Raw genomic sequence first — 18,492 nt, 5'->3', positions numbered from 1 at the left:
TCCCCGGCCGGCCCGGGTCGAGCCGCGCGTCAGCGCTGCCGCGCCACCGCCCGCCCCAGCCGCGCTGCGGCCTCGCGCAGCCGCTCCTCGGATGTGTCGCCGTACGCCAGGCGCAGGTGGCGGTCGGCATCGGTGCCGGGGCCGGAGGGGAAGAACGAGCCCCTTTGGTACTCCACGCCCTCAGCGCTCGCGTCGGCGGCCAGGCGGTCAGGGTCGATGCGGTCGTCCCGCAGGCGTGGCCAGAGGAACAGCCCGCCCTCGGGCACGGTGACCTCGAACTCCCCGGGAGCTTCGGCCCCGAGCGCCTCGGCCAATGCGCCGGCGCGGGTCTTGTACAGCGACCGTGCGCGCCCGAGCACGCGGTCGAAGAGCCTCGCGTCGCTGGTCAGCGACTCGGCGACGACGGCCTGCACGAACGTCGACGAGTGCGAATCCTGTCGGCTGCGGAGGGCCACGGCATCCGGGATCAATCGCTCGGGAAGCACGACCCAGCCCAACCGCAGGCCGGGGCCGAGGGTCTTGGTGAAGGTGTTGACGTGGATGACGTGATCGGACTCGTGGAACGGCGTGAGTGATTCGGGCTCGCCGGCGAAGCGGAGCTCGCGGTACGGGTCATCGGCGAACACGACGAACCCGTACCGCTCGGCGAGGTCGACCAGCTGGCGCCGACGCGCGGTGGGCAGCGACGACTGCGAGGGGTTGTGGAATTCGGGCACCGTGTACACCGCGGCCGGGCGCGCTCCGGCACGGAGTTGCGCGGCCAGCGCATCGACGTCGAGACCCTCGGCACCGACCGGGATGGGCAGCACCCGCGCATCGGCCAACTGCAGACCGCGCAGGAACAGCGGGAACACGGGATTGTCGACCGCGACGAGGTCCCCCCGCTCGAGCACCGCCTGCACGGCGATCGCCAGACCGTGGAAGCCGCCGTTGGTGATGAGCACCCGCTCGACGGCGACGCCTTCGCGCGCGGCGATCCACTCGCGCAGCGCCGGAATGCCCTCGGTCCGCGAGTACTGCAGCGCGGGTGCCCCCGGCTGCGCGAGCACGCGGGCGGTCGCCTCGGCGAGTTCCGCGGTGGGCAGGACGGAAGGATCGGGGATTCCACCGAGCAGCTCGATCGCGTCGGGTCGGCGATCGCGCAGGGTCTGGTCGCCGAATCCGCTCGGGGCGGTGAACGCCTCGATCAGCGCGGGGCGGGCACGGGGCGAAGAGAGGAGGGTCATCGGGGGCTCCGGGGGTGGGGGGACGGGATGGCGTCGACCAGCGCGCGCGTGTAGTCCTCACGTGGGTGCGAGAGCACGTCGGCGACGCGGCCGGCCTCGACGACACGGCCGTCCTTGAGCACCGAGACGGTGTCGGCGATCTGCCGGACCAGCGCCAGGTCGTGCGAGACGAAGAGGTAGGTGAGGCCGCGCTCCCGCTGCAGGCGGCGGAGCACGTCGAACACCCCGGCCTGCACGGTCACGTCCAGAGCCGAGGTCGGCTCGTCGAGCACGATGACGTCGGGCTCGAGCACCAGGGCGCGCGCGATCGCCACGCGTTGGCGCTGGCCGCCCGACAGCGCGTCCGGGTGGCGGCGGGCGAGGTGGGGCGGCAGGCCCACGGCATCCAGGGCCTCCGCCACCTTCGCCGCCCGTGCGGCGCGCGTGCCGACGCGGTAGCGCTCGAGCGGCTCGCGCACGATGCGTCCGACGCCCCAGGTGGGATCGAGCGAGGTGAAGGGGTTCTGATAGACGAGCTGCAGGTGCCGACGGATGCCGCGGAGCTCCGCCGCCGTGCGGCCCGTCACCGCCGCCCCGTCGATGAGCACCTCGCCGGCGTCGAGCTCTTCGAGCCCGAGGAGCAGGCGCACGGTCGTCGTCTTCCCCGAGCCCGACTCCCCCACCAGCGCGTGAGTCGTTCCCGCGGGAATGCGGAACGACACCTCCGACACCGCGGGCCGGGCGGCACGGTCGAAACTCTTCGACACCGTACGCACGTCGATGCGGGCGGAGGCGGTGTCGGGGATCCACGCGTCGACGCCGCGATCACCGTCGTCCGGGCGATAGCGGTCGGGGTTCAGGGCCGGCGCGTCGGCCTGCAACTGCACCGTGTACGGCGAGGTCGGCGCCGCGAAGACCTCGTGAGTGGGGCCGGCCTCTTGCACGCGCCCGTCCTTGAGCACGACGATCTCGTCGGTGCGCTCGGCGGCGATCGCGAGATCGTGCGTGATCAGCAGCAGCCCGATGCCGAGATCGCCGCGCAGCTCGTCGAGCAGATCGAGGATGCGCTTCTGGATCGTGACGTCGAGGGCACTCGTGGGTTCGTCCGCGACCAGCAGCTCGGGCCGCGGCAGCACCGCCAATCCGATGAGCACGCGTTGCAGCATGCCGCCCGACAGCTGGTGCGGGTAGGACTCGTACACGCGACGCGGGTCGGGAAGCCCGACGCGGGCGAACACGTCGAGCACCGCGCGGCGTTGCTCGCCTGCATCGGCGAGGCCCGAGAGAGCCGCCGCCTCGTGCGCTTGCGAGCCCACGGTGCGAACGGGGTTGAGGGCGTGCGCGGGGTCCTGCGGGACGAAGCCGATACGCCGGCCCCGGAACGGTCGGAATCGCGCCTCGGCGAGCCCCAGCACCTCGGTGCCGTCGAGCTCGACGCGCCCGCTGGCACGCCCCGTACCGCGCGGGAGCAGCCGCAGCACGGAACGGGCGATCGTGGACTTGCCCGAGCCCGACTCTCCGATGAGCGCGAGACTGCCGCCCCGGGGTATCGCGAACGACACGTCGTGCACCACGGGTGTGCGACCGTACGAGACCGACAGGCCGCTGACGTTCAGCAGCGCGGTCGTCGTCAGCGGAACGTCGTCCGCACGGGACAGGGCGAGGGTCATGACGTCCTCCGAAGCCAGCGGCTGATGCGGTTGATCGAGAGCACGGTCGCCACCGTGACCAGCGCCGGCCAGACGACGAGCCAGGGCGCGCGCGGGTAGTCCTTGCCCGCGGAGATGAGCAGACCCCAGTCGGATGCCGGGGGCGGATCGCCGTAGCCCAGGAACGCCAGCCCCGCGATCACGAGGATCGACAGCCCGAACTGCAGCACGGCCAGGGGGACCAGCGATCGCGAGGCGTTCGGCAGCACGTGCCGGAAGAGCACGTGCAGGTTCGACCCGCCCTGGAGCCGCGCGGCCTCGACGAACACCGACGAGCGCACGCGCAGCACCTCGGAGCGCATCACCCGGGCGAACACCGCCACCGCAGAGACGCCCGTGGCGATCGCGGCGTTGATGGTCTGGAACCCGAGCGAGCTGACGATCACGACCGCGAGCAGGAACGCCGGGATGGCGAGCAGCACGTCCACGAACCGCGCGAGTACGACGTCGGTCCACGACCCCAGGAAGCCCGCGAGCAGCCCGATGAGCCCACCCACGACGACGCCGATCGCGACGGCCACGAGGGCACTGGTGACCGAGGACTGCGCGCCGTAGACGATGCGGGTGAACAGGTCGCGGCCGAGGTGATCGGTGCCGAGCAGGTGCGCGGCGCTCGGCGCCTGAAGCTTGTCTGCGGGCACCCCCTGTGCCGGGTTCTGCGCGGTGAACAGCGCGGGGGCGAGCGAGAACGCCAGTACGACGGCCACGACGACGAACGACACGAGGACGCCGAGGGGGACGGAGAAGCGGATGCCGCGCGCTCGGGCGGTCCCGGAGCGCGGCGCGAGCAGGGGTGCAGCGGTCATACGGTGCTCACTTCTTCGTGAAGGGGCGACGCGGGCTCGTCGCGGGGCGCGACCGAGACGGGCCGGCCGCTGCGGCCGACGGCGACCCGTGGGTCGAGAAGGGGGTAGGCGAGGTCGGCGAGCAGGTTCACCACCACGAAGACGATCGCGGCGAGCGAGACCACGGCCTGCAGCACCGGCAGGTCCTGGCTCGCCACGGCGGATTCGACCAGGGTGCCGATGCCCACGCGCCCGAAGATCGCCTCGGTGATGAGAGCTCCCCCGAGCAGCTCGCCCACGATGAGCGCCAGCACGGTGACCGTCGGCAGCGCCGAGGGCTTGACCAGGTGGCGCAGGAACAGCGCCCCCGACCGCAGTCCCCGCGACCGTGCGACCGCGACGTACTCCTGCCGTGACTCGTGATCGAGCGAGGCGATGAGCACCTCGGCCAGCTGCGCCGAGACCGGGATGCCGAGAGCCACCGCCGCGAAGAAGGTGCCCCACGGCGTCTCGGTGTCGATCATGCTGAACAGCCCGAGACCGAACGCGAAGACGTGGATCAGCAGCAGTCCGATCACGAAGTTCGGCACCGACAGGAACAGCGACGGCAGCGAGCGCAGCACCCCCTGGCCCCAGCGCGGGGGCAGGAACTGCGTGCCGTACGCGATGGCCACGGCTAGCACCACGGCGACCAGGAGGGCCGCCGCGGCCAGGCTCAGTGTCGACCCGAGTGCGTCGAGCACCAGCCCGCTGACGGGCAGGTTCGAGCGGAGTGAGACGCCCAGGTCTCCGACGACGAACCGCCCGAGCGAAGACCCCAGCTGCACCCACCACGGCTGGTCGAGCCCGTAGTACGCCACGATGCGCGCGATGTCGTCTTCGGTGAAACCGTTGTCGGGATTGCGCAGCGTGCTCGTGACGGGGTCGCCGGGCAGGATGCTGATCACGACGAACGTGAACAGGTACGCCAGCAGCACGACGACGATCGCCTGTCCCGTTCGCCGCACGGCGAAGCGGCCGTAGGTGCGCAGCATGTCCTCCTCCTCTCTTGTCGTTCTCTTCCGGTGACGGGCCGCGTCAGCCGTTGAGCCACGCGTTCAGGTAGGACGCGTACGCGAGGCCGTTGTAGGTGACACCGCTCACCTCGGGAGCCTGGACGTACACCCGCTGCACGATCTGCGTCAGCGGAACGAAGTACGCCCGATCGAGGACGTATCCCTGCAGCTCGTCGGCGACCTTCGCGCGGGCCTCTCGATCGGTCGCGGTGGCGATGCGGGTGGAGAGGTCGTTCAGCGTCGCGTCCGAGGTGCCGAGTCGGAACCAGTCCTCGTCGCCCTTCTTCTGCGAGGTGAGGATGCCGGCGACTGTTCCGACGTCGACGAAGCTGCGGGTGATCTCGGTCGCGGGCACCGTCGTGTTGCCGATGACCTTCTGGCCGTAGGTGGGGACGTCGTAGGTCTCGAGGTTCACCTCGAAACCCAGGGCGGTGAGCTGCTGGTCGACGAGCTCGTCGACCGACTGCGAGGCCTGCAGGTAAGGATTGGGGTAAAGCGTGAGCGACAGCTTCTTCCCGTCCTTGGTCCGCACGCCGTCGGCGCCCTTCACCCAGCCCGCCCCATCGAGGAGGGATGCCGCTTCGTCGGGGTCGTGCGCGAAGTCGGCGGTGTGGTCGGTCGCCTCGGGCACGGTGCTCTGGAAGAACGACTCCGCCGCGTGCCAGTCCGAGGTGTAGACGGTCGAGAGGATCTCGTCGCGATCGATGCCGTGCTGCACCGCTTGCCGCACCTTGATGTCGTCGAACGGGGCGACGGAGGTGTTCAGGGCGTAGCCGTTGACGAATCCGAGGTAGCGGGGCGTCTCGACGGTGAGGCCCTCCTGCTTCAGGGCGTCGAGGTCTTGCGGGCTGGCGTTGTAGGCCACCTGCGCCTGTCCGGACTCGACCGAGGCGGTGCGCAGCGTCGGCTCGGCGACCTGCTTGTAGGTGATGGTGTCGAGGTAGGCGGCGCCCTCGTGGCCCACCGCCTGCGGGCCCCAGTCGTAGTCGTCCCGTCGCGTGAGCACGACGCTGTCGCCCTCGGCGACCTTCTCGACGACGAACGGACCGCTGCCGACGTCCTTGGTGAGATCCGCCTGCTGGTCGGCGGGGAGCGCCAGGGTCTCGGGCGAGAGCAGGATCGAGCCGTGGTACGCCAGCGTGGGGATGAAGCTGAGGGTCGGTGCGGAGAACGAGACCGTGACCGTCGTGGCATCCACCGCCTGCGCGCCCTGGTAGTTGGCGGAGGGGAACAGGCCGATGCGGTTGATGCCCTCGTCGGGGCGGCCCTTGGCCCAGATGTCGATGTTCGCCACCACAGCGGCCGCGTCCAGCGGCGTGCCGTCCGAAAAGGTGACGCCCGACTTCAGGTGGAGGGTGAACTGCGTCTTGTCGGCGTTCTCGTCCCAGCTCTCGGCGATCCACGGGCTGAGGTTCCCCTCGGCGTCGACGTAGATGAGCTTGTCGGTGACGTTGCCCCAGATCTGGCCCTGGTAGCTCGAGATCGAGCTGTTGTTCGGGATCCAGGTGGCGCCGAGCGAGTCGATGAGGAAGACGAGATCGCCGCCGGTCTTCGGCTCGGCGTCGGCGGGAGCGGCGGTCGACGCGGCACCGCACCCGCTGAGCAGGAGGGCGCCGACGGCGAGGGCGGAGGCGAGGCCGAGAAGGCGTCGGCGGGGACGGCGGGCGAAGGTCATGGGAATCCTCGGGCTGTGGGGACGGGGTTACAGGGCTTTGCCGGGGTTGAACAGACCGGCGGGATCGAGCGCGTTCTTGACGGCGAGCTGCGCCTCGCGCACGCGCACGGAGAGCTCCTCCGCGGCGAGGGCGCGCTTGACGGTGCCGATGCCGTGCTCACCGCTCACGGTGCCGCCGACGGCGAGCGCCGCGCGCACGACCGCGTCGGCGGCGTCGTGGACGGCGGCCGGTACGGCGGTGGGATCGACGCCCGCGGGGATGGGCAGCGAGATGACCGGGTGGAGGTTGCCGTCGCCCGCGTGCGCGACGGCGCTCACGCCGACCCCGAACCGGTCGGCGATCGCGGGGAAATCCGCGAACACCTCCGCGATGCGCGACTTGGGCACGGCGACGTCACCCCCGGCGAACCACGTGTCCGCGTCGAAACGTCGGCCCGAGCGTCGCAGTTCCCAGAGGGTCTCGGCATCCGTCTCGCTCTCGACCTCGACCCGTGCGTCCGCCGCGACGAGCGCAGCGGTCAGCTCGGCGGTCTGCTCGTCGATGCCGAAGCCGTCGAGTTCGATCAGCAGGAGGGCGGCGCCCCGGGCACGCAGGCCCGAGTCCTGCGCGGCATCGATCCCGTCGAGGGTGATCTCATCGAGGAACTCGATGACGCTCGGACGAACGCGCGAGGCCGTGATGGCCCCGATGGCCGCGGCGCCCGCGGCCGTGGAATCGAAGAACGCCGTAAGCGTTCGGCGCGCCACCGGGAGGGGGCGGATGCGCACGGTCGCCCCCACCACGATGCCGAGCACGCCCTCCGACCCGACGAAAAGTGAGACGAGGTCGAGCCCCGTGACGCCCTTGATCGAGCGGTGTCCGACCGAGACCAGGCTGCCGTCGGCGAGCACGACGTCGAGGGCGAGCACCGACTCGCGCGTGACGCCGTACTTGGCGCACCGCAGGCCCCCGGCGTTGGTGGCGATGTTGCCGCCGATGGTCGAGATGCGCCAGCTCGCCGGGTCGGGGGCGTAGAACAGGCCGAGGGGGGCCAGTCGCTCGTTGAGCGAGGCGTTGAGAACGCCGGGTTCGACGACGGCGACCTCGTCGGCGGGCGACACCTCGACGATGCGGTTCAGCCGTTCGGTCGAGACGACGAGCTGCTCGGAGAGGGCTGTCGCGCCGCCGGAGAGACCCGTGCCGGCCCCGCGCGGCACGATGCTGACACCGTGACGACCGGCGAGGCGCACGAGTTGCCGGACCTCGGTCACCGAGGTGGGAAACGCCACCGCGGGGCCGTTCGTCACGGGGGCGCCCGTTCGCGGAGCGGTGCCGGCGTCGAACGAGAACTCCACCGTCGCCGCGGAGGGCGGGCGCACCTCGATGCCGGGCGCCTCGTCACGCAGATCGTCGAGCAGGGCGAGCACGCCCGTGAACGGGGCGATCGCGGTGGAAACGCTCATGGCAGCACCTTTCAGAACGGGACGGGAGTGCAGCCGAAGCTAGGCGGAAGGGGACGCACGCTCATCCCGAGCGACACCGTCCGTCGCGAGACGTCACCGACCGACATCGTGTGTCGCGCGGCGTCACAGTCGAACGATCGGTGAGGCGCGGCCGGTATGTTCCGCCCCCGTCGTCGGTTCATGACGCTTCGAGGCGTTTCGTTACGTCACGCATTGAGCCGTGTCGCGGTCCGGGCGACAGTGAGCAGCACTCGCCTGACCGAAGGAGCCCCGATGCCCGACCGCATCCACCTCGCCGTCGCCCTGGACGGGGCCGGCTGGCACCCGGCCGCGTGGCGCGAGCCCACGGCCCGGCCCACCGAGCTGACCTCGGCCGCCTACTGGCGCGCCCTGGCCCGCACGGCCGACGGAGCGGGACTCGTCCTCGCGACGATCGAAGACGCGCTGAGCCTGGGCGGACGATCGTTCGAGCCGGATGCCGAGACCCGCCGCGATCGCGCGCGCGGGCGTCTCGATGCGGTGCTGCTGGCGTCGTTCCTCGCCCCGGCCACACGCCGGATCGGTCTCGTCCCCACCGCGACGACGACCCACCCCGAGCCGTTCCACCTGGCGACGGGTTTGCAGACGCTCGATCACGTGAGCCGGGGCCGCGCGGGTGTCCGACTCGTCGCGGGCTCGACCGCGCAGGAGCGCCGGAACTTCGGGCGCCGCACCGACGGACCGGCCGGGTTGCCGGCATCCGGTCGCGTCGAAGACGACCCCGCGCTTCTCGCCGCCTTCCGCGAGGCGGGGGAGGTCGCCGACGTCATCCGGCGTCTGGCCGACTCGTGGGAGGACGACGCGATCGTCCGCGACCTCGAGTCGGGGAAGTTCCTCGACCGCGAGCGGGTGCACAACGTCGAGTTCGAGGGGGAGTTCTTCTCGATCACGGGCGCGTCGATCGTGCCGCGGTCGCCGCAGGGACAACCCCTCATCACCGCTCTCGCGCACCAGACGGTCCCCTACCGTTTCGCGGCGGAACACGCCGACCTCGTGTTCGTCACTCCCGCCGATGCGACCGCGGTGGGGGGCATCCTCGGCGACCTCGACGGGGGCGACGACTTGCGCGTGTTCGCCGACCTGCTCGTGCTCGTCGAGGACTCGCGCACCGAGGCCGAAGCCGTGTGGGCCCGCCTGCAGGAGCGCGCACCGCTCACGACCGACGCCCGGGTGGTGGTGGGAACCTCCGCCGACGTGGTGGACGAGGTCAGGGCCCTCGCCGCGGCCGGCGTCGACGGGGTCCGCCTACGACCCGCCCGTCTTCCGGCCGACCTCGACGCGATCGCCGACCGGGTCGTCCCCGCGGCGGCGGCCGCCGGCATCCTCCTCCCCGACGATGGGGCGCCCACGCTCCGCGAACGTCTCGGACTCCCCCGTCTCGCCAGTCGCTATGCCCGTCAGGAGGTCGGCGCATGACCCGTCGGCAGATCCACCTCGCCGCCCACTTCCCGGGTGTGAACAACACGACCGTGTGGACCGACCCGAGCGCGGGCAGCCAGATCGACTTCTCGTCGTTCGAGCACTTCGCGCGCACGGCCGAGCGCGGCTTCTTCGACTACCTCTTCCTCGCCGAGGGGTTGCGCCTGCGCGAGCACCGCGGGCAGCTGCACGACCTCGACGTCGCGGGACGCCCGAACACCCTCGCGATCCTCACGGCCCTGGCCGCCGTCACCGAGCACATCGGCCTGGTCGGCACGCTCAACACGACCTTCAACGAGCCGTACGAGCTGGCTCGGCAGCTCGGCACGCTCGACCTCTTGTCGAACGGCCGCGCGGGGTGGAACGCCGTGACCAGTTCGGACGCGTTCCACGGCGCGAACTTCCGCCGCGGCGGCTACCTCGATCACGCCGACCGGTACGTGCGGGCCGCGGAGTTCGCGGCCCTGTCGAAGGCGCTGTGGTCGTCGTGGCGCGACGACGCGATCGAGGCGGATGCCGAGACGGGTGAGTTCCTGCGCGCGGACGCCATCGAGCGCGTCCGGCACGAGTCGCGGTTGTTCGACGTCGACGCGGTGTTCGACGTGCCGCGGTCGCCGCAGGGGCGACCGGTCATCGTGCAGGCGGGCGACTCCCCCGACGGCCGGGACTTCGCCACGCAGCACGCCGACGTGATCTTCTCGCTGCACACCGCGTTCGACGACGCGCAGCAGTTCTACCGCGACGTGAAGGGCCGGCTCGCCGCGAACGGTCGCGACGAGGACTCGCTCAAGATCCTGCCGGCCGCGACCTTCGTGCTCGGCGACACCGCCGACGAGGCCCGCGAGCGCTCGCGGGAGATCGCCCTGGCCCAGGTGCGGCCGCAGACGGCGATCACCTACCTCGAGCAGATCTGGAACCGCGACCTCAGCGGCTACGACCCCGACGGCCCGCTCCCCGACCTCGAGCCCGACACGGGCGTCGAGACGGCGCAGGGCTTCGCCGGTCGTCACGCTGCGATCCGTGCCCGCGTCGGCAAACTGCGCGAGCAGGCCGCGGCCGAGGGCCTCAGCATCCGCGAGCTCGTCATCCGCCTGACCGCGACGCACACCTTCGTCGGGACACCGGAGCACGTGGCATCCGAGATCGACCGCTACGTGCAGGAACGCGCCACCGACGGGTTCACCGTGGTCGGACACGTGACCCCGCACGGCCTCGACGAGTTCGCCGACAGGGTCGTGCCGCTGCTGCAGGAGCGCGGGTCGTTCCGCCGTTCATACGACGAGGGCGCCACGCTGCACGATCTGCTCGGGCTGCCCCCGGTCCCCGCGAACGCCGGGGTGCGATGACCGAGCTCGTGATCGTCGGGGCGGGACCGCGCGCGGTCATGCTCGTCGAGCGCCTGCTCGCGCGGCGAGCGCCCGCTCCGCTGCGCATCACCCTCGTCGATCCGTTCCCCCCGGGGGCGGGGCGCATCTGGCGGCGCGAGCAGTCGCCCCTGTTGAAGCTGAACTCGATGGCGCGCGACGTGACGGTCTTCACCGACGAGTCCTGCACGATCGCCGGGCCGATCCGTTCGGGGCCGTCGCTCATCGAGTGGGCCGAGCGGGTGCGCGCGGGCACCCTCCCCGACGTCGCGATCGACGATCCGGAGGTGGATGCCGAGCTGCGCAGCCTCCGCCCCGACTCCTTCCCCACGCGACGACTGCAGAGCGCGTACCTCGACTGGTTCTGGCGTCGTACGGTCGCGATCGCCCCGCCCGGGGTCGAGGTACGGTGGCACGAGGGAACCGTGCAGTGGGTCGATGACACCCTCGATGGGTACGAGGTCGCCCTCGCCGACGGCATCCGCCTGCCCGCCGACGTGCTCGTGTACGCGATGGGCCACAACGCGCGCGAGCCCGAGGACGCGGTGGTCGCTCTGCGGGACGCCGCCGTGGGCGCGGGGCTGACCTACGTCCCGCCGGCGTTCACCGCCGACGCCGACCTCTCCGTCTTCGCCCCCGGCGACGACGTGATCGTCCGTGGAATGGGATTGGCCGCGGTCGACGCCGTAGTGTTGCTCACCGCCGGCCGGGGCGGGGTCTTCACCCGGATCGGGGACGGACGGCTGCACTACGAACCGTCAGGACTCGAGCCGCGACTTCACCTCGGATCCCGCCGCGGCGTGCCCTATCGCTCGAAGGTGTCGTCGCAGCTGCAGGGCGGCCCGCCCGTGCGCGAGGTGCTGACCCCCGCCGCGGTCGCCGATCTGCTCGCGCGGCCCGGCAGTATCGACTTCCTCGACGACGTATGGCCGCTCATCGCGCGCGAGCTCGTGTGGGGCCACTACCGGGAGCTGTTCACCGGCCACCCCGAGCGCGTCGCCACGACCTGGGAGGTGTTCCGCGAAACCCTTCGAGAGGTGGATGCCGACACCGCGGCCCTCCGCCGCGCCGCGGCCGCGGTAGTGCCCGATCCCCTCGACCGCTTCGACGTGCGCACGCTCGACGTGCCGCTGGGCGAGGAGACCTTCGCCCGTGCCGCGGACGTGCACGAGCGGGTGCGTCGGCACATCGTCGACGACCTGCACCTGCGCACAAGCCAGGAGCGCAGCACCGCGCAGGCGCTGTTCCTGACGATCCTGACGTCCTTCCTGGGCCTGTCGGACATCCCGACGGAGCGGTGGAGTGCGCGCTCCCGCGCGGTCGACCTCCCGGTGACCTGGCACGCCTTCTTCAGTTACGTCGCCTCGGGGCCGCCCGCGCACCGGCTGGAAGAGTTCCTCGCTCTCGCCGAGGCCGGGATCGTGCGCTTCCTCGGGCCCGACATCACCGTGCACGTCGACGCGGACCGGGGCTTCGTCGCGTCGTCACCGCGGACCGCGGGTGAGGTGAGCGCGCGCGGACTGATCGACGCGTGGCTGCCCGCGGCCACCGCCTCGGCGAGCGAGAACCCGGCGCTCCGCGAACTCGCGAGCCGCCACGGCCGCGAGGTGCACGTGTCGGACGAGACGTTCACCGGCTCACTGGGGCGCATCGACGTCGACGCCGACGGCCGCGTCGTCGCACGGGACGGGCACGCGCGCGCGGCGATGTTCGCGATCGGGCCCTTCACCTCGTCGATGGAGGCCGGGGCTTTCACCCGCCCGCGTTCCGACTCGCTGTCGCTGCGACAGACCGACCGGATCGCCGGGGCCGTCGCCGCCGCCCTCGCCGCGCGGGCCCCCGCCGGGGTGCGCTGAGGCCCCGTGGAATGCGCAGCGCCTGACGCTGTTGTCTTACGTGCACCTCCCCCCAGAACGGATGCCCATGACCACCACCTCCGCCCTGCCCGTTCCGCACGCCGACGCCACCGTGCTCGACAACGCCGCGTGGCATGCCCTCGCCGGCCCGCACGCGCACTTCGCGATCGGCGGAGATCTCGTCAAGCGCTATCCCGAAGACGTCGCCCCCTTCGTGGCGGTGCGCACCTGGGACGATCCGGACGTGTGGGAGGCCTTGCGCGACCTCGTCGGGCCCGGCGCTGACGTGGGCCTCTCGGGCTTCGAGGGCGAGATCCCGACCTCCTGGGAGTGGGTCGGTGGCGGCGAGGGCGTACAGCTCGTCGAGACGGACGCCCTCCGCACCCGTCCCGACGACGAGGCCATCGAGCTGGGAGCCGACGACGCCGCCGAGATGATCGACATCGTCGCGCGGAACCAGCCCGGCCCCTTTCGGCCCCGCACCTACGAGCTCGGCCGCTACATCGGCATCCGCCGCGAGGGTCGTCTCGTCGCGATGGCGGGCGAGCGCCTGCACCCCGCCGGCTGGACCGAGATCAGCGCGGTCGCCGTCGACGCCGACCACCGCCGCCAGGGACTCGCCTCGCGGCTCGTCCTCGACGTCGCGTTCCACATCCAGCAACGCGGAGACCGCGCGATGATGCACGCCGCCGCGAGCAACGTCGGTGCGATCGCCGCGTACGAGCGTCTGGGCTTCGCCCTGCGTCGGCGCAACCGCTTCGCGGCGGTGCGCACGCCGGCGTGATCGACGTCAGTGCTCGAGCGGCGTCGCCGTCCCGCTGACGCGCACGCCGCCGCCCGCCGGGACGTCGACGCGCAGTTCGCTCGGCCGCCCCACGTGCCGCCCCTGACGGACGGTGAACGAGAAAGGCGCCGTGCGTCCCACGCGGTCGCGGAGGTACGCCCCGAGCGAGGCCGCCGCCGACCCCGTCGCCGGGTCCTCGGTGATGTCGCCCACGGGGAACAGGTTGCGGGCCTCGAACACCTCGGCATCCTGGCTCTTCGCATGCACGACCATCACGGTGCCCGCCCATCCGCGTTCGTCCATCAGTGCCCGCAGGGTCGCAGGGTCGAAGTCGAACGAGTCGAAGCGCTCGCGCGAGGCCACCGCGACGACCGGGTGCGTGTTGCCCGCGAAAGACTGCGCCAGCGGCAGCCGCACGTCGAGATCGCCCACGGCGAGATTCAGGATGCCGAGCAGCCGCCGCCCCACCTCGGCATCGAGCTCGCTCTGCACGGGGTCGACGCTCGTGAAGCCGGCCGTCACGCGACCGTCGGCGTCGACGGCGGTTTCGAGGGCGATCTCGCCGGCCGCGGTGTCGAAGATGAAGGGACCGGGGCCCTCCGCCTCGGCCAGGGCCACGGCGGTGGCGATCGTCGCGTGCCCGCAGAACGGCACCTCGGCGCCGGGCGAGAAGTACCGCACCCGCGCGCGCCGATCGTCGCGCGCGGTGACGAAGGCCGTCTCGGGGTAGGCGAGGTCGGTCGCGATCTGCTGCATGCGCGGCTCGTCGAGGCCCGTGGCATCCAGCACGACTCCCGCCGGGTTCCCGCCGCCGGGCTCCGCGGCGAAGGCGAGCAGGTGCAGGATGTCGGGGCGCGAGGTCATGCGTCGATTCTGGTCGACGGCGGAGGCGGCCCGGACGCAGGGCCGTGCCGAACTCCTGAGCAATCGGGCGGCGGGGCTCCGAAACAGCCGGCACGCGCCCGTTCTCGACCGAGAGCTCAGGAGTTTCGCACGCGCCGCGCCGCCAGGGCTCTCGCGGACGCCGCGTCAGACGTGGAAGACGGAGTGCAGGTCGCCGCCGAGCGCCTCGCGGCCACCCAGGCCGTCGATCTCGAGCAGCGTCGCGATGCCCACGACCTCGCTGCCCACGGCCTCGAGCAGCTCGCGACCCGCGCCGAGGGTTCCGCCGGTGGCGAGGACGTCGTCGAGCAGCAGCACGCGGGCGCCGTCCGCGGCGTCGTCGTGCATCTCGATCTGCGCCGAGCCGTACTCGAGGTCGTACGAGACGGTGGCCGCGGGGCGGGGAAGTTTGCCGGCCTTGCGGATCGGCATGAGTCCCACGTTCGCGACGATGGCAGCGGCTCCGGCGAGCAGGAAGCCGCGCGCCTCGACTCCGGCGACGGCGTCGAAACGACCGGCGAACGGTTCGATCAGCGCCTCGACCACGTCGCGGAGCGCCGCGGCGTCGGCGAGCAGCGGCGTGATGTCGCGGAACACGATCCCGGGCTTGGGGTAGTCGGGGATGCTCGTGATGAGCGATTCAGCGCGGGCGAGGGCGGAGGCGTCGGGCACCGACCCAGCCTAATCGCGGCGCTCGCGAGGCGGGGCGCGCGGCGGATGGCCAGCCGGGACGTCGAGTGTCCGAGGCGCGCGGACCCGTCGAGATCTCGTCCGGGTGTCGTGGACACTCGATGGGTCTCAAGGCCCGCATGCTCCACCCTGCAAGCGCTTGCAGTAAGGTCGACGCCATGACTTTCACGCAGGAAGACGCGCGCGCCGATCTCGTCGCCGCTCCCGGCTCGGAGTGGTGGCGCACCGCCGTCATCTACCAGATCTACCCCCGCTCGTTCGCCGACGCCTCGGGCGACGGCCTCGGCGACCTGCCGGGCGTGACCGCCCACCTCGACGACCTCAAGGACCTGGGGGTGGATGCCATCTGGCTGAGCCCCTTCCAGCGGTCGCCGCAGAAGGATGCGGGTTACGACGTCGCCGACTACCGCGACGTCGACCCGATCTTCGGCACCCTCGCCGACTTCGACGCGATGCTCGCGGGTGCGCACGAGCGCGGCATCCGGGTCATCGTCGACCTCGTGCCCAACCACTCCAGCGACCAGCACGTGTGGTTCCAGGAGGCGCTGAAGGCTGCCCCCGGCAGCCCCGAGCGCGCGCGCTACATCTTCCGCGACGGCACGGGCGAGAACGGCGAGCTGCCCCCGAACAACTGGGAGAGCGTCTTCGGCGGCGGCATGTGGAAGCGTGTCACCGAGGCCGACGGCACGCCCGGCCAGTGGTACCTGCACATCTTCGACGAGACCCAGCCCGATTTCGACTGGACCAACGACGAGGTGCGCGCGGAGTTCCGCGACATCCTGCGCTTCTGGCTCGACCGCGGGGTCGACGGGTTCCGTGTCGACGTGGCCCACGGCCTCATCAAGGCCGAGGGTCTGCCCGACTTCACGCCCGACCCCGATGGCGGCTCGATGGGTGGCGACGCCGACGAGGTCCCGTACTGGGGTCAGCCCGGTGTGCACGAGGTGTGGCGCGAGTGGCACGAGGTGCTCGCCGCGTACGACGGCGACCGCGCCCTCTGCGCCGAGGCGTGGCTGCCCACCGTCGCGCAGACCGCCCTGTGGGTGCGGCCCGACGAGATGCACCAGGCGTTCAACTTCCACTACCTCGAGACCGCCTGGGATGCCGCTGCCCTCCGCGACGTGATCGGCGAGTCGCTCGCCGAGTACGCCGCCGTCGGCGCCCCGAGCACCTGGGTGCTGTCGAACCACGACGTCGTGCGCCACGCCTCGCGCCTCGCACTGACGGCCGAGAACCCGCAGGGTGCGGGCATCGGCCCGAAGACGCCCGGCAAGCCCGACCCCGTGAAGGGTCTGCACCGCGCCCGCGCCGCGACCTCGCTCATGCTGGCCCTGCCGGGCTCGTCGTACCTGTACCAGGGCGAGGAGCTGGGCCTCCCCGAAGTCATCGACCTGCCCGACGACGCACGTCAAGACCCGACCTGGTTCCGCACGAACGGCGAGCGCTACGGGCGCGACGGCTGCCGCGTGCCCATCCCGTGGACCGCCGACGCCCCCGCGTACGGCTTCAACACCACGGGTGAGTCGTGGCTGCCGCAACCCGCGGAGTGGGCCGACCTCGCCCGCGACGTGCAGGTCGACGACCCCTCGTCGACGCTGACGCTGTACCGGTCGCTTCTCGCCGAGCGCCGCGCACGCAACCTGGGCGCGGGAGAGCTCGAGTGGCTCGACGGCTACGGTGACGACGTGGTTGCGTTCCGCAACGGCTCGCTGCTGGTGATCGCCAACTTCGGCGACGGCGCGGTCGAGCTGCCCGCGGGCGAGGTGCTCATCGCGAGCGGCCCGCTCGACGGCGAGCGCCTGCCGACCGACACGACCGTGTGGATCGCGGCGGCCTGAGCCGCGGCATCCTGAATCGCGAGACCGTGGCCGGTATCGACGACGTCGCGCGCGCGGCGGGTGTGTCGACGGCCACGGTCTCGCGCGCGTTGAGCGGGCGCGGACCCGTCTCGACCGCCACCCGCGACCGGGTGCTGGCCGCGGCCGACCGGCTCGGCTACGTCGTCTCGGCGGCGGCATCGAGTCTGGCAACCGGGCGGGCGCGCGCGGTGGGCGTGGTCGTGCCGTTCCTCGACCGGTGGTTCTTCAGCACGGTCCTCGCCGGCATCTCCGACGCCCTCGTCCGCGAGGGCTACGACATCACGCTCTACAGCGTCAGTGCCGACCCGACCGAGCGCCGCCGCGTGTTCGACGACCACCTGCGCCGCCGCCGCATCGACGCCGTCATCACGGTCGCCCTCGAATTGGATGCCGAGGAGTCGACGTCCCTGCGCGGCCTCGACGTTCCCATCGTGGCGATCGCCGGCCCGAACCCGCTGTTGACGACTCTGACGGTAGATGATCTCGCCGTGGGCCGCGCCGCCACCGAGCATCTGCTGGAGCTCGGCCACCGCCGCCTGGCTCACATCGGAGCGGACGCTGCGACCGCCGCGGGCTCGACGGTGCCGGGGCTGCGCCGTCGGGGCTTCCTGGAGCAGCTGGCGGCGGCGGGCATCGCGGATGCCGTGGTGGAACCGGCCGACTTCACGATCGAGGGAGGCTCGGCGGCGGCGACCCGGCTGCTCACGGCAGAACACCGTCCGACCGCGCTGTTCGCCGCGTCGGACGAGATGGCGATCGGTGCGATCCTCGCCGCCCGGGAGCTCGGCCTGCGGGTTCCCGACGACGTCTCGATCATCGGGGTCGACGGACACGAGCTCGGCCGATGGTTCTCGTTGACCACCATCGACCAGTTCGCGCGGGGTCAGGGGGCGCGGGCAGCCGAGGCCGTTCTCGCCGCTCTCGACGGCGCCGAGCCGGGGCGGGGCCTCGGCACCCTGCCGTTCGAGGTGGTCGACCGCGGTTCGACCGCGGCTCCGGACCCTCGGGTCCGCAGGCCGTTCGAGGGCACCCCCGCCGCATCGGTCACGGGTCGCTCTAGAGAGTGAGCAGGGCCGCCACGGAGAGAACGAGGCCGAGGCCCAGCGAGACCGCCCACGCGACGGCGGCCGCGGTGTACCAGTTCCGCCGCTCCTGCCAGCGGAGACGCCGCGGGTCCTGACCGTCCAGGCGCCGGAGGGCGTATCCCGTCACGAAGAGCGCGGGAGCGGCCAGGAGCAGGCTCACGAGGGTGAGGACGAGCTGGAGCAGGATGCCGTCCTCTCGCGGGCCCGCGGACACCGCGGCCCAGATGCCGGTCACTGCTGCGACGACGTCGCGCGGAGCGCACAGAACCAGGATCCCGACGCTTCCACAGATCACGATGAGCACTCGCAGAAGGCCGTCTCCGCGCGTCGGCGCCGGTGCCGGAGCCGAATTCTCGCGGCGCCACAACTCGCGCCGGAGCCGGCGGAGAGCGAGGGGCCACACGACGGTTCCGATGAGGAGGGCGAGAAGCCCCGTGAAGATCTGCTCCGACGACACCGCAAGCCCGAGCCGATCGGCGAGCACGACCCCGCCGATCCACGCGAGCAGCGCGACCGGGACTCCCCCGGCGATCACCAGGACGGCGATGACTGCTCGCAATCGCGCACGGGACACTTCAGACGGATCCCTTCTGAGTCGCAGTGTTCCGACCCCGATGACGCAGGGGGATCTCCCCTGCGTCA

The 18,492-nt window shown here is 71.9% G+C and carries 15 protein-coding genes; 6 read left to right on the top strand and 9 right to left on the bottom strand.

All coding sequences use genetic code 11. The annotated features are described in order from the left end of the window. Window positions 1–29: 29 nt before the first annotated feature. Genes AB6V31_RS03390 through AB6V31_RS03365 form a run of 6 tightly spaced genes read right to left on the bottom strand, consistent with a single transcriptional unit; the run spans window position 30 to window position 7,872 of the window. On the bottom strand, window positions 30–1,226 hold the full coding sequence (locus tag AB6V31_RS03390; protein ID WP_369364057.1) for a PLP-dependent aminotransferase family protein: 1,197 nt from the start codon (window positions 1,224–1,226) through the stop codon (window positions 30–32). Continuing rightward, window positions 1,223–2,875, bottom strand: coding sequence for a dipeptide ABC transporter ATP-binding protein (locus AB6V31_RS03385; protein ID WP_369364056.1), 1,653 nt, complete (start codon window positions 2,873–2,875; stop codon window positions 1,223–1,225). The genes AB6V31_RS03390 and AB6V31_RS03385 overlap by 4 nt, the downstream gene beginning before the upstream one ends. Then, window positions 2,872–3,720, bottom strand: coding sequence for an ABC transporter permease (locus tag AB6V31_RS03380; protein WP_369364054.1), 849 nt, complete (start codon window positions 3,718–3,720; stop codon window positions 2,872–2,874). Before AB6V31_RS03380 ends, AB6V31_RS03385 begins: the two co-directional genes overlap by 4 nt. After that, window positions 3,717–4,733 carry an ABC transporter permease gene (locus tag AB6V31_RS03375; RefSeq protein ID WP_074696219.1) on the bottom strand — a complete coding sequence of 339 codons (1,017 nt, stop codon included), beginning with the start codon at window positions 4,731–4,733 and terminating at the stop codon, window positions 3,717–3,719. Before AB6V31_RS03375 ends, AB6V31_RS03380 begins: the two co-directional genes overlap by 4 nt. Window positions 4,734–4,776: 43 nt before the next feature. Beyond that, complete coding sequence (locus AB6V31_RS03370; RefSeq protein ID WP_369364052.1) at window positions 4,777–6,429, bottom strand: ABC transporter substrate-binding protein; 1,653 nt, start codon at window positions 6,427–6,429, stop codon at window positions 4,777–4,779. A 27-nt stretch (window positions 6,430–6,456) separates the two neighbouring features. After that, a complete protein-coding gene (locus AB6V31_RS03365; protein ID WP_369364051.1) occupies window positions 6,457–7,872 on the bottom strand; it encodes an FAD-binding oxidoreductase in 1,416 nt (471 codons plus the stop codon). Between the two features lie 273 nt (window positions 7,873–8,145). Here AB6V31_RS03365 and AB6V31_RS03360 point away from each other — a divergent pair, with 273 nt between their 5' ends. From AB6V31_RS03360 to AB6V31_RS03345, 4 genes are all read left to right on the top strand, one after another. Continuing rightward, entirely contained in the window at window positions 8,146–9,327 is a 1,182-nt protein-coding gene (locus AB6V31_RS03360) for an LLM class flavin-dependent oxidoreductase (RefSeq protein WP_074696225.1), read from the top strand. Beyond that, on the top strand, window positions 9,324–10,676 hold the full coding sequence (locus tag AB6V31_RS03355) for an NtaA/DmoA family FMN-dependent monooxygenase (protein ID WP_369364049.1): 1,353 nt from the start codon (window positions 9,324–9,326) through the stop codon (window positions 10,674–10,676). Before AB6V31_RS03360 ends, AB6V31_RS03355 begins: the two co-directional genes overlap by 4 nt. Continuing rightward, window positions 10,673–12,550 (top strand): FAD/NAD(P)-binding protein, encoded by a 1,878-nt coding sequence (locus AB6V31_RS03350; RefSeq protein ID WP_369364047.1) that lies wholly within the window; start codon window positions 10,673–10,675, stop codon window positions 12,548–12,550. Before AB6V31_RS03355 ends, AB6V31_RS03350 begins: the two co-directional genes overlap by 4 nt. Before the next feature lie 67 nt (window positions 12,551–12,617). Continuing rightward, entirely contained in the window at window positions 12,618–13,334 is a 717-nt protein-coding gene (locus AB6V31_RS03345) for a GNAT family N-acetyltransferase (RefSeq protein WP_143017947.1), read from the top strand. Between the two features lie 6 nt (window positions 13,335–13,340). Here AB6V31_RS03345 and AB6V31_RS03340 read toward each other — a convergent pair whose 3' ends face one another. Both AB6V31_RS03340 and AB6V31_RS03335 read right to left on the bottom strand, forming a co-directional pair. Then, a complete protein-coding gene (locus AB6V31_RS03340; protein WP_369364045.1) occupies window positions 13,341–14,198 on the bottom strand; it encodes a PhzF family phenazine biosynthesis protein in 858 nt (285 codons plus the stop codon). Window positions 14,199–14,363: 165 nt separating this feature from the next. Continuing rightward, on the bottom strand, window positions 14,364–14,888 hold the full coding sequence (locus tag AB6V31_RS03335; protein WP_056225473.1) for an adenine phosphoribosyltransferase: 525 nt from the start codon (window positions 14,886–14,888) through the stop codon (window positions 14,364–14,366). Window positions 14,889–15,064: 176 nt separating this feature from the next. On the opposite strand from AB6V31_RS03335, the gene AB6V31_RS03330 reads away from it, so the two are divergent. Together AB6V31_RS03330 and AB6V31_RS03325 are read left to right on the top strand one after the other, a co-directional pair. After that, window positions 15,065–16,744, top strand: coding sequence for a glycoside hydrolase family 13 protein (locus AB6V31_RS03330; RefSeq protein WP_369364044.1), 1,680 nt, complete (start codon window positions 15,065–15,067; stop codon window positions 16,742–16,744). A 26-nt stretch (window positions 16,745–16,770) separates the two neighbouring features. Beyond that, window positions 16,771–17,832 (top strand): LacI family DNA-binding transcriptional regulator, encoded by a 1,062-nt coding sequence (locus tag AB6V31_RS03325; protein WP_369364042.1) that lies wholly within the window; start codon window positions 16,771–16,773, stop codon window positions 17,830–17,832. On the opposite strand, the gene AB6V31_RS03320 is transcribed toward AB6V31_RS03325, so the two are convergent. Next, window positions 17,822–18,409, bottom strand: a complete 588-nt coding sequence (locus AB6V31_RS03320; protein ID WP_369364040.1) for a hypothetical protein — start codon at window positions 18,407–18,409, stop codon at window positions 17,822–17,824. The two genes, AB6V31_RS03325 and AB6V31_RS03320, sit on opposite strands and share 11 nt — an antisense overlap. Window positions 18,410–18,492 lie beyond the last annotated feature (83 nt).

It is taken from the genome of Microbacterium sp. 16-032 (assembly GCF_041079455.1).
Taxonomy (GTDB): Bacteria; Actinomycetota; Actinomycetes; order Actinomycetales; family Microbacteriaceae; genus Microbacterium; species Microbacterium testaceum_A.
This window is presented reverse-complemented; position numbering and strand designations above follow the sequence as displayed.

What these genes read in the sequence shown, in the direction of transcription:
- AB6V31_RS03390 (WP_369364057.1), bottom strand. Translation starts at nt 1,226, where the DNA reads ATGACCCTCCTCTCTTCGCCCCGTGCCCGCCCCGCGCTGATCGAGGCG.
- AB6V31_RS03385 (WP_369364056.1), bottom strand. Translation starts at nt 2,875, where the DNA reads ATGACCCTCGCCCTGTCCCGTGCGGACGACGTTCCGCTGACGACGACC.
- AB6V31_RS03380 (WP_369364054.1), bottom strand. Translation starts at nt 3,720, where the DNA reads ATGACCGCTGCACCCCTGCTCGCGCCGCGCTCCGGGACCGCCCGAGCG.
- AB6V31_RS03375 (WP_074696219.1), bottom strand. Translation starts at nt 4,733, where the DNA reads ATGCTGCGCACCTACGGCCGCTTCGCCGTGCGGCGAACGGGACAGGCG.
- AB6V31_RS03370 (WP_369364052.1), bottom strand. Translation starts at nt 6,429, where the DNA reads ATGACCTTCGCCCGCCGTCCCCGCCGACGCCTTCTCGGCCTCGCCTCC.
- AB6V31_RS03365 (WP_369364051.1), bottom strand. Translation starts at nt 7,872, where the DNA reads ATGAGCGTTTCCACCGCGATCGCCCCGTTCACGGGCGTGCTCGCCCTG.
- AB6V31_RS03360 (WP_074696225.1), top strand. Translation starts at nt 8,146, where the DNA reads ATGCCCGACCGCATCCACCTCGCCGTCGCCCTGGACGGGGCCGGCTGG.
- AB6V31_RS03355 (WP_369364049.1), top strand. Translation starts at nt 9,324, where the DNA reads ATGACCCGTCGGCAGATCCACCTCGCCGCCCACTTCCCGGGTGTGAAC.
- AB6V31_RS03350 (WP_369364047.1), top strand. Translation starts at nt 10,673, where the DNA reads ATGACCGAGCTCGTGATCGTCGGGGCGGGACCGCGCGCGGTCATGCTC.
- AB6V31_RS03345 (WP_143017947.1), top strand. Translation starts at nt 12,618, where the DNA reads ATGACCACCACCTCCGCCCTGCCCGTTCCGCACGCCGACGCCACCGTG.
- AB6V31_RS03340 (WP_369364045.1), bottom strand. Translation starts at nt 14,198, where the DNA reads ATGACCTCGCGCCCCGACATCCTGCACCTGCTCGCCTTCGCCGCGGAG.
- AB6V31_RS03330 (WP_369364044.1), top strand. Translation starts at nt 15,065, where the DNA reads ATGACTTTCACGCAGGAAGACGCGCGCGCCGATCTCGTCGCCGCTCCC.